Origin of the sequence: Halomonas sp. KHS3 (genome assembly GCF_000830495.1) — a bacterium.
Classification (GTDB): Bacteria; Pseudomonadota; Gammaproteobacteria; order Pseudomonadales; family Halomonadaceae; genus Vreelandella; species Vreelandella titanicae.
In genome coordinates this window covers 1,398,544-1,414,106 of sequence record NZ_JWHY01000002.1, presented here as the reverse complement: position 1 = coordinate 1,414,106, position 15,563 = coordinate 1,398,544, and the positions used below count along the sequence as shown (strand labels likewise).

The 15,563-nt window shown below is 56.3% G+C and carries 13 protein-coding genes; all 13 read right to left on the bottom strand.

Translation table 11 applies throughout. From position 1 onward, the window contains the following. Window positions 1-32: 32 nt before the first annotated feature. Window positions 33-1,322, bottom strand: a complete 1,290-nt coding sequence (ftsA, locus tag RO22_RS08550) for a cell division protein FtsA (protein ID WP_022523899.1) — start codon at window positions 1,320-1,322, stop codon at window positions 33-35. Window positions 1,323-1,635: 313 nt separating this feature from the next. After that, complete coding sequence (locus RO22_RS08545; protein ID WP_009286395.1) at window positions 1,636-2,349, bottom strand: cell division protein FtsQ/DivIB; 714 nt, start codon at window positions 2,347-2,349, stop codon at window positions 1,636-1,638. Between the two features lie 40 nt (window positions 2,350-2,389). Then, the gene (locus tag RO22_RS08540; RefSeq protein WP_009286394.1) at window positions 2,390-3,331 is read right to left on the bottom strand and encodes a D-alanine--D-alanine ligase; all 942 of its coding nucleotides are present in this window, start codon (window positions 3,329-3,331) and stop codon (window positions 2,390-2,392) included. Next, a complete protein-coding gene (gene murC / locus RO22_RS08535) occupies window positions 3,328-4,773 on the bottom strand; it encodes a UDP-N-acetylmuramate--L-alanine ligase (protein WP_041158156.1) in 1,446 nt (481 codons plus the stop codon). Before murC ends, RO22_RS08540 begins: the two co-directional genes overlap by 4 nt. Before the next feature lie 17 nt (window positions 4,774-4,790). Continuing rightward, entirely contained in the window at window positions 4,791-5,888 is a 1,098-nt protein-coding gene (gene murG / locus RO22_RS08530) for an undecaprenyldiphospho-muramoylpentapeptide beta-N-acetylglucosaminyltransferase (protein WP_084625289.1), read from the bottom strand. Window positions 5,889-5,921: 33 nt separating this feature from the next. Further along, entirely contained in the window at window positions 5,922-7,103 is a 1,182-nt protein-coding gene (gene ftsW, locus RO22_RS08525; protein ID WP_041158057.1) for a putative lipid II flippase FtsW, read from the bottom strand. Continuing rightward, on the bottom strand, window positions 7,100-8,488 hold the full coding sequence (murD, locus tag RO22_RS08520; RefSeq protein ID WP_041158056.1) for a UDP-N-acetylmuramoyl-L-alanine--D-glutamate ligase: 1,389 nt from the start codon (window positions 8,486-8,488) through the stop codon (window positions 7,100-7,102). The genes ftsW and murD overlap by 4 nt, the downstream gene beginning before the upstream one ends. Before the next feature lie 72 nt (window positions 8,489-8,560). Then, window positions 8,561-9,643, bottom strand: coding sequence for a phospho-N-acetylmuramoyl-pentapeptide-transferase (gene mraY, locus RO22_RS08515; protein WP_022523905.1), 1,083 nt, complete (start codon window positions 9,641-9,643; stop codon window positions 8,561-8,563). Between the two features lie 14 nt (window positions 9,644-9,657). Beyond that, a complete protein-coding gene (locus RO22_RS08510) occupies window positions 9,658-11,010 on the bottom strand; it encodes a UDP-N-acetylmuramoyl-tripeptide--D-alanyl-D-alanine ligase (protein ID WP_009286390.1) in 1,353 nt (450 codons plus the stop codon). Then, window positions 11,010-12,503: a UDP-N-acetylmuramoyl-L-alanyl-D-glutamate--2,6-diaminopimelate ligase gene (locus RO22_RS08505; protein WP_009286389.1), complete on the bottom strand. Its 1,494-nt coding sequence runs from the start codon at window positions 12,501-12,503 to the stop codon at window positions 11,010-11,012. Before RO22_RS08505 ends, RO22_RS08510 begins: the two co-directional genes overlap by 1 nt. Before the next feature lie 17 nt (window positions 12,504-12,520). Further along, entirely contained in the window at window positions 12,521-14,227 is a 1,707-nt protein-coding gene (locus tag RO22_RS08500; RefSeq protein ID WP_027959095.1) for a peptidoglycan D,D-transpeptidase FtsI family protein, read from the bottom strand. Next, window positions 14,224-14,559, bottom strand: coding sequence for a cell division protein FtsL (gene ftsL, locus RO22_RS08495; protein ID WP_022523909.1), 336 nt, complete (start codon window positions 14,557-14,559; stop codon window positions 14,224-14,226). Before ftsL ends, RO22_RS08500 begins: the two co-directional genes overlap by 4 nt. An 8-nt stretch (window positions 14,560-14,567) precedes the next feature. Further along, window positions 14,568-15,524, bottom strand: a complete 957-nt coding sequence (gene rsmH / locus RO22_RS08490) for a 16S rRNA (cytosine(1402)-N(4))-methyltransferase RsmH (protein ID WP_041158055.1) — start codon at window positions 15,522-15,524, stop codon at window positions 14,568-14,570. Between the last annotated feature and the right edge of the window lie 39 nt (window positions 15,525-15,563).

Here is a 15,563-nt window from a genome sequence, read left to right as displayed (position 1 = left end):
GCCCCGTCTCCTGAACCGCGCTTGCGGCCCTGTCAGAAATTTCCTTTGAACCAGCCTTTAATTCTTGCCAGCGCCGAATGGTCTTCCTTGATATCACGCCGGGCAAGCTCGTTACGGCCCTTATGGGCTGCAACCACTCCCCCGTGGCTTCTTAGACCTTGCCCATGACGCGTTTCCTGCAAGGCATAATGCAGCAGACCAACGCCCGTCGCATAAATGGGATTACAAACGACGTCCGCCAAACCTCTTACATTCTGCGGACATGCGATACGAACGGGCATATGGAAAATCTCTTCTGCCAATTCGCTAACCCCTTCCATGCGCGAGGTACCGCCGGTAAGCACTATCCCAGCAGCCACCATGTCTTCATAGCCACTACGGCGCAATTCGTCTCTCACTAGCGTAAATAGCTCTTCGTAGCGTGGTTCTACCACTTCAGCAAGCGCTTGGCGCGATAGATCACGCGCTGGACGATCACCTACGCTAGGTACTTTAATCATTTCATCGCTGGCGGCTAAATGGGTTAGCGCGCAAGCGTATTTAACTTTGATCTCTTCAGCGTGCTGCGTGGGTGTTCGCAACGCCATGGCGATATCGTTAGTGACTTGATCCCCGGCGATAGGAATCACCGCCGTATGGCGTATGGCGCCTTCGCTGAAAATAGCCATGTCGGTGGTTCCACCACCAATGTCGACCATACAGACGCCCAGTTCACGCTCATCTTCAGTCAGCACGGCCATACTAGAGGCGAGCTGCTCTAAGATAATAGCATCAACTTCAAGACCGCAGCGGCGCACACACTTCTCAATATTCTGCACCGCGTTTAATGCGGCTGTCACTAAGTGCACCTGTGCTTCCAAGCGCACACCGGACATGCCAAGCGGCTCACGAATGCCCCCCTGGGCATCAATCGAGAACTCTTGGGGCAGCACATGCAGCACTCGCTGGCCTTCAGAGATGGCACGCGCCCGCGCGGAGTCAATCACACGTTCAATATCGGAGGGCGTTACCTCACGCTCTTTAATAGCGACAACGCCATCCGAGTTCATTGAACTGATATGGCTGCCTGCCACGCCAACGTATACCGAGTGAATATCACAACCGGCCATTAATTCTGCTTCTTCAACGGCGCGCTGGATAGACTGCACAGTCGATTCAATATTGATCACTACGCCACGCTTCATGCCACGCGAAGGATGCGAACCAATACCTGCAATTTCAATTCCGCCGTCGTCGGTAGGTTGACCGACTATCGCGACGACCTTGGACGTTCCAATGTCCAGCCCGACCACCATATTGGATGCGTTGGGTGAGCCTGCCATGAGTCGGGAAATCTCCTTGCGTCATTGTTAAAAATAAATATAAATAGGGTGGCGCTTAATCTAACGCTTAACATTGAAAGCGTGCTAGCCAAAATAATCAGTGCTGCTTTTCAGACAATCGCTAAGTACCAATAGTCGAAATTAAAAACTATTTAACCCGCTTCTGGCCCATAGTATAGAAACAATAGTCGCAATACGACTAGTACAAATCCACAATAATAGGCTTGGGTAGCAATTTAAAGCCGATTACTGGCTTTTTCAACGATGGCAACCACTCACTTTTACACCTTATTTGCATCAAGTAATAGAAGAGCTACTCATCTTGCACCGTAAATTCACTTTCTCCATGCCAAGCAACAGCAACACCGTTAGGGTAGCGCAGGTCAATATAACGAATCTGATCGCCAAGAGACGACAACTCACGCTGCCATGAAGCCGACAATCGTGCTAAGCGCACTTCATGCTGACGCCGACCTAACATCACCCAAGCGCCATCGTTTAATTGTAGCCGCCAGGCACCGCGCGGCTCTAAACGAAGTTGAGTAAGATTCAACGATAACTGTTCAAAGTGAAGTTTTAACCGGTGGTAATAATCCAGCACTTCTTCACTGCTTCCAGCAGGGCCAGCGAGATCGGGTAAACCTGCAGGTGGTGATAATGGCGCAAAAGCGAAAGGCTCACCTTCAGGGTTAAGCAAGAAGTCATCATTCCAGCGTGCGACAGGCTGCTGTTCAACCAGCTCAAACACCAGTGCATTCGGCCACTCACGGGAAATGCGCACTTCGTTTAACCAACCCACTTGCAGTGCACGGTCGCGTAATTCACCCAAATCAGCTGATAACCAGGTGGCATCAACCACCAGGGGCGCCAACTGAGTACGCAGGTAGTCAGCGCTGACGTACTCCCATTCACCGCGAATAGACACACGTTCAATCGGACGATCCAGCCACAGCCAAAGCGCCCGCCCGCCAGCTCCCATAAGTAGCGCCAGCAGGAGAATTCCCAACCAAGCGTTACGCTTTTTCATAAGGCACTTTTTAAAAAGGCGCTTTTAAACAGGTCATTACTCATGCTGTGAACTGCTCGCCTGCGGTATTGAGTATTCGTAACACTAGATCATCAAAGCTAATGCCCGCATGAGCCGCCGCTTGAGGTACCAAACTATGATCGGTCATACCTGGCACCGTATTGACTTCCAACAGCCAAAAACGCCCTTCACTATCACGCATGACATCAACCCGGCCCCAGCCGACTCCACCGATAGCGGCAAACGCCTGCTGGCAAAGCAATGCAAGCTCAGCCTCATGTTGCGCCGACAAACCGCAGGGCAAGTGATACTGGGTGGTATTAGCGATATATTTGGCCTCGTAGTCGTAGAAACCACCCGGTACTTCAACACGAATCGCCGGCAGCACCTGATCACCTAGCAGCGCAACGGTATACTCTTCACCCACCACAAAACGCTCCGCCATCACGCGGGCGTCGAACTGGGCCGCCTCGTGATAAGCCGCTTCAAGCGCTGCCTGGCTTTTTACAATGCTAATACCCAGCGTCGACCCCTCATGCACAGGCTTCACAATCAACGGCAAGCCAAGTTGCTCGACCACGGCGGACCACTCCGCCGTTGCCTCCAACATAATACTTTCCGGAGTGGGTAGCCCAACTGCGCTCCATACCTGCTTGGTGCGCTGCTTATCCATCCCCAGGGCCGAAGCAAGCACCCCGCTGCCGGTATAAGGAATGTCGAGCAGTTCTAGCGCGCCCTGTAGGGTGCCGTCTTCCCCGCCGCGGCCATGCAGAGCCACAAAGACAAGCGAAGGAGCCAGTCGTTCCAAGCCCACTAGGCCGTTGTCGCGGGGATCATAGCCGCAGGCGTTGACACCTTTACGCTGCAGCGCCGCAAGCACCGCCGACCCGCTTTTCAGCGACACCTCGCGTTCAGCAGAGGTGCCACCGTAAACGACAACGACTTTTTCAAGAGACTGGGGAGTTGCTACGTCAACACTCACAGATCCACCTCGTTCATCGCTAGCTGTGCCTGGGCCAGGCGCAGGGAGATCCCACCCACATCACCGGCACCCTGGGTTATTAAAATATCGCCTGGGCGCAATACGTTGGTTAACAGCGCAGGCAGTTCGTGTTTATGCTCGACAAATAGCGGGTCGACGTCACCACGCTGACGAATGGAGCCCGCCAAGGTTTTTCCTTCGGCACCAGGAATAACCGCTTCACCGGCACTGTAAACATCAAGCAGCACAAGCGTATCGACTTGAGAAAGCACCCTGACAAAATCTTCGTATAAATCGCGGGTACGGCTATAGCGATGGGGCTGATAAAGCATGACTAGGCGACGATCTGGCCAGCCTGCACGAATCGCCTGAATGACCATATCAACTTCACGAGGATGGTGGCCATAGTCATCCACCAGCATGATATCGCCGCCCCCTTGAGGTGCAGGGAAATGACCATGCACCTGAAAACGGCGACCAACACCGGCAAAACCTGCCAAACCACTCAAAATAGCGCTATCGCTCACACCAGCATCGGTGGCTACCACAATTGCCGCCATGGCGTTTAGAGCATTGTGGCGCCCCGGCATAGCCAAACGGACATTTAACTGCGCAGCGCCACCAGGGCGTAGCGCCGTGAACGTCACTTCACCGCCACGCTGGGCAAAATCAACAATCCGGTAATCGGCATCGCTATCAAACCCATAGGTCACGAACTGCCGCTTCACCTGTTCACACAGCACGCGCACATGGGGGTCATCGATACACAGCACAGCCAAGCCATAAAACGGCAAGTTGTGTAGGAATTCGATAAAGGTACTTTTGAGCCGTTCAAAGTCGCCGCCATAGGTCGCCATATGGTCAGCATCGATATTGGTGACAACCGACACCATCGGCTGTAGATGCAAAAAGGAGGCGTCGGACTCATCGGCTTCGGCAACTAAATAGTCGCCCTCACCTAAGCGGGCATTGGCACCGGCACTGGTCAGCTTGCCACCAATCACAAAGGTGGGATCGAGCCCCCCTTCAGCCAGCAATGTTGCCGTCAAGCTGGTCGTGGTGGTTTTACCATGGGTACCCGCCACGGCAATACCGTGACGAAAACGCATTAGTTCAGCGAGCATTTCAGCCCGGCGCACCACCGGCACGCGGTGCTCATGGGCCCAGCGTATTTCCGGATTGGTTTCATCAATGGCGCTCGACACCACCACCACATCAGCGCCCTCGACATTGGCCTCGGCATGCCCGATCGCCACACCAACACCGCATTGCCGCAGCCGCTCCACGACCGAAGAGGTTTTCGCATCACTACCGCTCACGGTGTAACCTTGATTCGCTAACACCTCGGCAATACCGCACATCCCTGCGCCACCAATGCCGACAAAATGGAGTCGCCGAATTCGGCGCATGCCGGGGCCAGCGGCAGAACGTGAGGGTGTCATGGTTTTGTCTGAATCGATCACGCAGAGTCTCCTAACGGCACCATCGCCAAACACCCTTCAGCCAAGCGCTTTGTGGCGTCTAAATGGGCGGCCTGACGTGCATTCGCCGCCATCGCAGCCAGGGTATTTGGGACGAGCAATTGATTTAAAAATTCACTTAACCGCTCAACGGTGAGCTCAGACTGAACCACGCACTTTGCCGCCCCCGCCTTGACGAGTACCTGGGCGTTGATCCGCTGATGGTCATCAACGGCAAAAGGAAACGGCACTAGCAGCGCTGGCTTGGCCGCGGCAGCCAACTCCGCGACAGTCAAGGCGCCTGAGCGACACACCACTAAGTCGGCCCACTCATAGGCAGCGGCCATATCGTCAATAAAGGGGCTAACCTCGGCGCTCACGCCGTGCTGCTGATAATTTTCAGCAGTGGTCTTTTCACGGTTTTTACCCGCCTGATGGCGCACCTGGGGGCGACGCTCAATGGGCAGAGCTGCCAGCGCGGGGGCCAGGCGCTCGTTAAGGGCGACGGCACCGAGCGAGCCTCCCACCACCAGCAACCGCAGAGGCCTTGCAGAGAGGCTCTCCGCATCTTTTGGGGTATTCCCTAAGGCGGCGATATCGTCACGCACTGGATTGCCAATGACGTCGGCACGCGCCCCAAAGGCCTCGGGGAAAGCGGCATAGGTACGCTTGGCGAGTCGTGACAGCACGCGATTGGTCAGGCCTGCCACGGCATTCTGCTCATGAATCACTAAAGGAACGCGCGTCAGCCAAGCGGCTAACCCGCCAGGACCACTGGCAAAGCCACCCAAGCCGACCACCACATGAGGCTTGAAGTCGCGAATAACCGCACGCGCCTGCAGTACCGCACGACTCAGGTTTAGCGGTGCTTTTAGCCAGCCCGTCAAGCCATTGCCGCGCAGCCCACTAACCGCAATGGTATGTAATTTAATGCCCGCTTCGGGCACCAGGCGGTTTTCAATTCCTCTAGGACTGCCCAACCACTCAACGTCGACCTGCTGCGCCTGCAAAGCGTTGGCGAGTGACAAGGCTGGGAACACGTGGCCGCCGGTGCCCCCCGCCATAATCAGTACTCGTCGGCTAACGTTAGTCGTCACATCAAACTCCTGGTAGCACCAAGCGGCATAGCGTTACGATAAACGCGGTTCATGGCGCGATTTATAGGGGGTGGACGCGCGTCGGGGGCGATGACGTGTTTCAGCATCCGTGCGCAGCAGTAGCCCAACCATTACGCCTGTCACTAGCAGGCTAGAGCCGCCATAGCTCATCAGCGGCAGCGTTAGCCCTTTAGTCGGCAACAGCCCGGAACTTACCGCCATGTTAATAAACGCCTGGGCGGCTACGACAAAGCCGATGCCGTAGCTTACATAAGCGCCAAATAGATGCCCTGCCAGTTCAGCTTTGCGCCCTATCCACATAGCGCGGGCAATAAACAGCGTGAACAACAGCACGACGATAATCGCGCCGATCATGCCCAACTCTTCAGCGATTACGGCAAAGATAAAGTCGGTATGCGCTTCGGGCAGGTAATGCAGTTTTTGCACACTGTTACCCAAGCCAGTACCGGTGACGTGCCCCCGTCCGAAGGCGATTAACGCTTGGGTTAACTGGTAGCCGGTTGCAAACTGATCGGCCCAGGGGTCTAAAAAACTGGTCCACCGGGCCAGCCGGTAGGGTTCTATCAACACCATTACCACCGCCCCGGAGCCGAGCAGCAGCCCGCTGCCAACCAGCAGCACCAGCGAAGCACCGCACATCATCAGCATGCCAATCACACAGACGGTAAAGACCACCATCCCGCCGAAATCAGGTGCTAAAAATAGCAGCCCAACCGGTACGGCCAGCACGGCCAGAGGGCGCCACATGCTGAACGCTCGGCGACGCAAATCGTAGGTAAAACGCGACATAAACGCCGCCATATAGAAAATTAGCCCGACTTTGGCAAATTCAGAGACCTGTAAACTCGGCAAGGGTCCCGGCAACGCTATCCAGCGCTTACTACCATTGATCTCCTGACCAACAATCAGCACCAAAACCAATAGAAAAATAGTGGCGAGCAGAATCAGCGCTGCGTTTTGTCGCCACACTTCAAGCGGCACACAGAGCATAAATACGCAGGCGATGATGGCAAGCACAAGGAAAACGCCGTGCTGGCGTGAGTAGTGATAGGTATCTTCCAGCAAGCCAATCGACGCCGAGCTGACCATGACCCAGCCCAACCCAGCCAAAGCAGCCGCCGCTACAATGAGCCACACGTCGCAGGGTAGATCCCGAGTGGTAAGCACCGTGCGCAGACGCTGAATTCGACTCATGGCGCTTCCTCGGCTGTAGTCGATGCTTTATCCAGCACCCAGCGACGAAATGCCTCGCCGCGCGCTGGGTAATTGGCAAATTGATCCAGGCTTGCACAGGCGGGTGAGAGCAGCACACAGTCACCCGGCTGGGCGAGTTCAAAGGCTGCCTGCATGGCCTGGGTTAAATCGTCAACTTGCTGGGTCGTTACGTGCCCATGCAGCGCCTCGGCCAGTAGCGGAGCGTCTCTGCCAAACAACAGCACGTGACGCGCGCAGGCTGTTAAGGGTTTGGCCAACGGGGTAAAATCTGCGCCTTTGCCAATCCCGCCCGCGAGTAAAATCAAACGGCCTTCCAGCGTTGCGCCAATGCCGTTAATCGCCGCCAGCGTGGCCCCAACATTGGTGCCTTTGGTGTCGTTAACCCAGGTGACGCCGTTAATTTCTGCAATCACTTCGCTGCGGTGTACCAAGCCTTTAAATTCCCGCAGCGCGCTGCACATGGGCTCAGCCGCAAAGCCCAGCACCTGCCCCATGGCCAGTGCCGCCAAAGCATTGAGATAGTTGTGCTGGCCGGCCATTTTTAACTCATCAATAGCCAACCAAGGGGTGAAGCCCTGCATTAACGTCAGCTTCTCGTGGTGAAGCGCCAGCCCCCACTCGCTCCCCTTTGAGGCTGCTTGCGTAAAGTAAGTCACTTGGTCAACGGGATATTCAGGCCACGTGTTAGGATCATCGGCATTCACCACGGCGTGCTTGGCACCAATAAAAATACGCTGTTTGGCGGTACGATAGCCGTGCATATCCCCATGGCGATCCAGGTGGTCTTCGGATAAGTTCAGAAAGGCAGCACAACTGGCATTCAGGTGGGGCGTCATTTCAAGCTGAAAGCTTGAAAGTTCTAAGACATAGAGCGCGGCATCGGGATGGCTGGCCAACAGATCCAGCGCGGGGGTACCAAGATTTCCCCCTACCGCCGCATTAACACCGGCAGCAGCGGCCATTTCTCCCAGCAGCGAAGTGACTGTTGACTTGGCATTGGATCCGGTAATAGCGGCGATGGGGGCGTTAGCGGCGCGAACAAAGAGGGCTATCTCGCCCACCACCATCGGCTCACCTGTGCGCGGGTTTAGTTGATCCGCCAGCTCTATCAAGCCCGGCATTCTCGGATCAAGACCAGGGCTAACCACCACCTCATCAACATCACGCAGATCCAGCAACGTTAACGGGCCACAGTGAACTTCAACACCCGGATGAGCGGCTTTAAAGTCATCCAACCCCGGAGGTTCGGCACGTGTATCCGCTACCATGTAGGGCACTTTTAAGCGGCTTAAATGGCGGCATATCGCTCGACCCGACAGCCCCAGCCCCACCACTAGCGTTAATCCTTTAGCAACTCGAACCATCACCGGTTTCCTCTCGCCTCATGCTCTCGACCCGTCGATTCACTTTTGGCCATTTGCATCAACGAACTTTCATTAACGAACCTTGAGCGTTGCGAGGCCGAGCAGCACCAGCACCACGGTAATGATCCAAAAACGCACGATTACCCGCGGCTCAGGCCAACCTTTCAATTCATAGTGGTGATGCAATGGCGCCATGCGAAAGATGCGCCGCCCGGTAAGCTTATAGGATCCCACCTGAAGAATGACCGACACCGTCTCCATGACAAAAATACCGCCCATAATAAACAGCACGATCTCCTGACGCACGATCACTGCCACCACGCCCAACGCAGCCCCTAACGCCAAGGCACCTACGTCGCCCATAAAGACCTGGGCGGGGTAAGTGTTGAACCATAAAAAGCCAAGCCCGGCACCGGCAATGGTGGCACAAAAAACCGCCAGCTCACCGGTACCGGCAATAAACGGAATATGTAAATACTCGGCAAACACGGTATTACCGCTGGCATAAGCAAACACTGACAAGCCCATGGCCACCAGTACCGTAGGCATAATTGCCAAGCCATCCAGACCATCGGTCAAATTAACCGCATTGGAACTGCCCACAATCACTAAGTAGGTGAGCACGATATAGAATAGGCCCAGCGGCAGTGCGACCTCTTTGAACATTGGCACTAACAAGCTGGTTTCGACCGGCGTTGAGGCAGTCAAATAAAGCAGCACTGCCGCCCCAATCCCCACCACCGACTGCCAGAAATACTTCCAGCGGGCGGGTAAGCCACGCGGATTTTTCTCCACTACTTTGCGGTAATCATCGACCCAGCCGATAGCACCAAAACCTAGTGTGACGCCTAACACCACCCAAATATAAAGATTGGTTAGGTCACCCCATAGCAAGGTACTCATGGCAATGGCCAACAGAATCATCGCTCCCCCCATGGTCGGGGTACCCGCCTTGGAAAGATGGGACTGAGGGCCATCGTCACGCACGGATTGACCGATTTGCCCCTCGACCAGTTTGCGGATCATCCATGGCCCCAGCCATAAGCAGAGCATTAATGAGGTGAGAGCGCCTAAAATCACGCGCAGGGTTAAATAATTGACTACCTGAAAATCAGATTGGTACTGCGACAGAAAATTCGCCAAGTGAAGTAACATGAACGGCGTTTACCTTATTTATCCGAACGCAGTGCATTAATGACATGTTCCATGCCCGCACTGCGCGACCCTTTCACCAGCAAGGTGGTGTCCGGCGGCAAAGTATTAGTGACATGACGCGTTAGCGCCTCGTGATCGTTAAAATGCAGCCCACGACCAAAGGCCTCGCTGGCAGCGCGTGCCGCGTCGCCCAGCGTCAACAGCTGATCAATGCCAAGCTCTGCAGCGTAACGGCCAATGTCCGCATGCAGCGCTGCCGACTCGTCTCCCAGCTCGCCCATTACGCCCAATGCACACCAGCGTGGAGCCGGGAAACTTGCCAGCGTATCCAGAGCGGCTTTGACCGCCCCGGGGTTGGCATTGTAAGTATCATCCAGTAGCTTGCCCCCCCGCAAACCGGGCACTACGGTTAGTCTACCCGCTAGCGCTTGCAATGCACCCACGCGCGTAATGATCTGCTCTGGCGGCACGCCCAGCGCTAATGCCGCGGCAGCCGCAGCTAAGGCATTGCTGACATTATGCTTGCCAAGTAGCGGTAAACGCACTTGGCCCAGCGCCTGACCATGCTGCAGTAGCGTGAAAGCATACCGCCCTTGAGGATCACAGGAAAGCGCTGAGGCGCTGACATCTGCCTGGGGATGAAAGCCAAAGCTAACCACTCGCCTTGGGGCCGCACGCGAAGCCCAAAAGGAGTAGTAGCGATCATCGCGGTTCAATATGGCCGTACCCTGCTCGCTTAGCCCGGCGAGCAGTTCACTTTTCGCCTGGGCGATCTGCCCCATGCCGCCAAACTCACCCACATGGGCGCCGGTGACATTGGTGATAATCGCAATATCGGGCTGTGCCAGCGGCGCCGTCCAGGCGATTTCACCCAGATGATTAGCGCCTAACTCTATCACGGCGACTTTGTGCTGTTGGCGCAATCGCAATAAGGTCAGCGGCGCACCGAAATCATTGTTCAGATTCCCCTCGGTCGCTAACACCTCGCCCAAAGGCCTTAGCAGTGCCGCGCACATCTCCTTAACCGTGGTTTTACCACTATTGCCGGTGACCGCTACCAAGGGCCCGTGCCATGCGCGCCGATGTGCACCGGCTAGCAATCCCAGGGCTAAGCGCGTATCGGGACACACCAATTGGGGTAAGTCGCTAGCAACAGGTGCGTCGACCAACGCCGCTGCCGCGCCAAGCGCATGGGCACGCTCGACAAAATCGTGGCCATCAAAATTGACGCCTTTTAACGCGACAAACAGGCAGCCAGGCTCAATTTTACGGCTATCGGTAACAACCGAGTGAATGATTAACTGTGCACTGCCTGATGGCGCTTCGATGCCGAGCGCGGCGGCCACTTGACCAAGAGCCCAATGCATTACTGCGCTCTCCGCTGAGCAAAAGCGCGTTGAATCTCTTCGCTATCGGCGTAAGGATGGCGCACCCCCTGTATCTCCTGATACGCCTCATGCCCTTTCCCGGCGATCAGCACCACATCCTGGGCGCCAGCTTGTTGAATAGCCGCTACTACGGCCTCGCGACGCTCAGCAATTTCAATCGGCTGCACAGCGGTTGAGAACCCGGTCAGAATCTGCTCACGGATTTGCGCGGCGGATTCATTCCGCGGATTATCGTCAGTGACAACGATGCGATCTGCCAACTGCTCGGCGACCCGGGCCATCTCGGCTCGCTTACCCGTATCACGCTCCCCGCCGCAGCCAAACACACACCACAATTTACCCGCGTCCCCCAAGTGAGCACGTAGCGCCTGAAGGGCACTCTGTAGGGCATCCGGTGTGTGGGCATAGTCCACGACCACACTGGGGGCGTCCACATCGCCATAACGCTCCATACGCCCCGGCACCGGAGAAAGTGTTGTCGCTGCATCAAACAGCGCATCGAGGGATTCACCTAACCCATACAGCACAGCCATCGCTAGCAGGACGTTATCTAAATTAAAGCGCCCCATTAACGTTAAGCGCAGCATTTTCTCGCCATCGGGGGTCGCAATCATCGCCTGCTGCCCCTGCTCGAACGCCTGCCAGTCCAGCACCCGCAGCGTAACGGCCTCGTCTTGCCCAGTGGCCAGCACACGTACGCGGCTACTAGAACCAGCCAGCATTAAGCGCGCCAAAGGGTCATCACCATTCACCACCGCCAAGCTAAGCTCAGAACGGCGAAACAGCTTGGCTTTCGAGGCCGCATAGGCCGCCATGCTGCCGTGATAATCTAAATGGTCGCGGGTCAGATTGGTAAACACCCCTACACTAACGTTGACCGCTTCCAACCGGTACTGATCCAGAGCGTGGGAAGAGGCTTCGAGGGCAACGCGCTTCACCCCCTGTTGGGCCAATTCACCCAGCGTCGCCTGCAGCGCCAAGGGGCCAGGTGTGGTTAAGCCACTATCGCTCAGTTCGCCAGGACGCCCCACGCCTAAGGTGCCGACAAGACCCGCAGGTGTTCCCAACGCTTCGCTGAGGGCAGCAATATAGTGAGTAACAGAGCTTTTACCATTGGTACCGGTCACCGCAATGACTTCCAGATCACTAGGCACCTGGTACAGTGCCCTACCTAGCTCGCCTAAGCGCGACGACAAATGCGGTAGCTTCAACACCCGCCCCTCAAGCTGTACATCGCCGTGAGACCCCTGCGCTAAAACAAGCGAAGCCCCAGCCTCAAGGGCTTGCTCGATGAAATCGCGTCCGTCACGCTGGCTACCAGGCACGGCCACAAAAATGTCGCCCTTGGCAAGCTTGCGCGAGTTCATTTCAATGCGCACCTGATCCGGCAGCTTGGGCAGGTCAGCGGGCAGTGGTGACTTGGGCCATACTTTCGCGAGCGCCGTTAATATTTCGCCTGGACTCAGCGTCATGCCATCTCCTTAAAAAACTACTCCGCCTCGTGATCCGGCGGGACGTCCAGCAAGCGTAAAGCATTCCCCGTCACGCTGGAAAAAACCGGTGCGGCAACAGCGCCGCCATAAAATTCGCCTGCTTTGGGGTGATCAATCATTACCACTGTGACAATACGCGGGTCGGAAATAGGCGCAATACCGGCAAAAACGCTGCGGTAGGCATCGGTGGTATAGCCCTGCTGGCCTATTTTGCGCACCGTGCCCGTTTTTCCGCCAACACGATAACCCTCGACACGAGCTCGCCGCCCGCCGGTATAGGCCGCAACGGAAGTTTCCAGTATTCGCAACAGGTCATTGGCAACCGTGGGCTCTATCGCGGGGATGCCTTGGGGTGGCTCAGAAAGGCGTAACAGCGAAGGCGGCAAACGCACGCCATCATTGGCTAGCGCCGTGTAAGCACTCGCCAACTGCACCGCTGACACGGATAGGCCGTAACCGTAGGAGAGCGTCGCCCGCTCGCTGCGCGACCAGCGAACCGGCGCCGGTAAGCTGCCAGTGGACTCGCCAGGAAAACCGGTTCCGGGTGCCTGCCCCAGCCCTAACTGGTTATACTTTTCCCAAATCGCCGTATCGCTCAACCGCAGCGCTAGTCGGGACATCCCCACATTCGAAGAGTGTTCCAGAATGCCAGCCAAATCCAGTTCGCCATAATTACGGAAATCGCGAATGGTGAACTGATCCAATCGCATCCAACCGGGCGAGGTATCGACCACAGCGTCGCGGTCCACCACGCCACTCTCTAACACGGCAGCCATGGCCAGCGGCTTCATCACCGAACCGGGCTCAAATACATCGACCAACGCCTGGTTACGTAATCCACGCGGATCAAGCCCCGCTCGGTTGTTAGGGTTGTAGGAGGGCAAGTTAGCCATAGCCAACACCTCTCCCGTACGGGCATCCATCATCACCAGCACGCCGCCATCGGCCTCATTCTCAACCACCGCGGCGCGCAGCTCCCGGTAAGCCATATATTGAATGCGTTGATCAATAGAGAGGGTCAGTTCGCCCCCCGGCTGGGCTTCGTCAATAACGCCCAGCTCACGCACCAGGCGCCCGCGGCGATCTTTAATGACCCGCCGCTGACCAGGTCGCCCCGCCAGGTAAGGCTGATAAGCAAGCTCCAGGCCTTCCTGACCGACATCGTCAACGTTGGTTACTCCCAGCAGTTGGGCGGCGACCTCGCCAGCGGGATAGTAGCGTTTATATTCACGCTGCGGGTAAACGCCGGGCGTGCGCAGGTTTAGAATCTGCTGGGCCGCCGCGGGGGTCATCTGACGACGTAAATACATGAACTCATGCTCGCTGAAGCGCGCTACCCGCGCCTCAAAGTCACCCAGCGTCATACCCAGCGCCTGGGCCAGCATTACACGCTGTATAGCATCGTCGGGCAGTTCTTGCGGATTGGCCCAGAGGGTGACCACTGGAGTGGAAATCGCCAACGGTTCGCCATTGCGGTCTGTAATCATGCCGCGGTGGGCGGGGATAGTTTCGTGACGAAGAGTACGCGCGTCGCCCTGGCTTTGCAGAAAGGGACGGTCAATGACCTGCAGCAAGGTAATCCGACCAATCAAAATAGCCGATGCCAAGCCAATCGCAAGCAGAATAAACATGAACCGCCCGCTGCCGAGCGGAGGGGCAATCGGCGCCTGACGCGAGGTACCGCCTCGACGTTCGCTTCTCATGGTCGAATCACCTCAACATCATGGACATCGGGGATTCGCATACCCAGGCGATCAGTGGCAATTTGTTCAATACGGGCAGGTGTCGACCATGCGCCCTCCTCGAGCAGCAGTTGTCCCCACTCCGTTTGCAGCTGGTTCTCTTCTTGCTCCAGCTGTTGCAGCTGAGCAAATTGAACCCGCGTCATATGGGTAGTGACAACCACGCCCAGCCCGGAGGCCATGCAGAGTAGAAAGAGTAGCGTAATAGCTACCGGCCAGGCGCGTAAACGCAGCCTGAAAGGCCATTCGGTGCGTAGCGTGGTTGCCCACTGCTCAATCCGATCCATGCTCATGATGACATTTACATCCGTTTGCGTGCAGCCCGCATGACGGCACTACGTGCGCGGGGATTGGCATCCACTTCCTCCTCGCTTGGCCGCACACCTTTGCCTAGCGCTTCAAGACGCCGATTCATTTGATCATCGCGAATCGGCACCCCTCGCGGCAAGTCGGTATCGCCGCGGACATGGTGGCGAATAAAGCGCTTCACGCGACGATCTTCCAACGAGTGAAAGCTGATAACCACTAAGTGACCACCAGGTGCCAGCGCCTCTAGCGCGGCGTCTAAAGCACTGTCTAACTGCTCCAGCTCGCCGTTGACGAAAATACGCAGCCCTTGAAACGCTTTGGTGGCAGGATGGCGTCCCTTTTCCCAGGCGGGGTGGGCTACTTTTAATACCTCGGCCAAATCCACCGTGTGGGTAAACGGCTTCTCGACCCGGCGAGTGACCACAGCGCGGGCCAAACGTTTGGCATAGCGCTCTTCGCCGTAGGTTTTAAACACGTAGGCAATGTCTGCTTCACTGGCCCGGGCCAGGAAATCAGCCACACTTTGCCCTTGGGTAGGATCCATACGCATATCTAGCGGGCCATCGCGCATAAAGCTGAAGCCGCGCTCGGGGTCATCTAGTTGAGGCGACGACACGCCAACATCGAGTAACACACCGGAAAGCTTGCCAAATACGCCCTGTTCACGGGCAAACTCGGCGAGCTGAGCAAATTCTCGCTGGGCAATCTGAAAGCGTGGATCGTCTATGTCAGCGGCCGCGGCAATCGCTTGGGGATCGCGATCCATCGCAAGCAGCTGGCCCTGAGCATCCAGACGATCAAGGATCAAGCGTGAGTGACCGCCCCTCCCAAAGGTGCCATCTAAATAGACGCCTCGCGCATCGTGCACCAGAGTATCGACAGCACCTTCCAGTAGTACGCTGGTATGGCGAAAGCAGTTAGCAACCTGTTCAGCGTCAGGAGAAGGCATGTTTTTCTCACACAAAATGATAGTGACAGCGTAATAAAG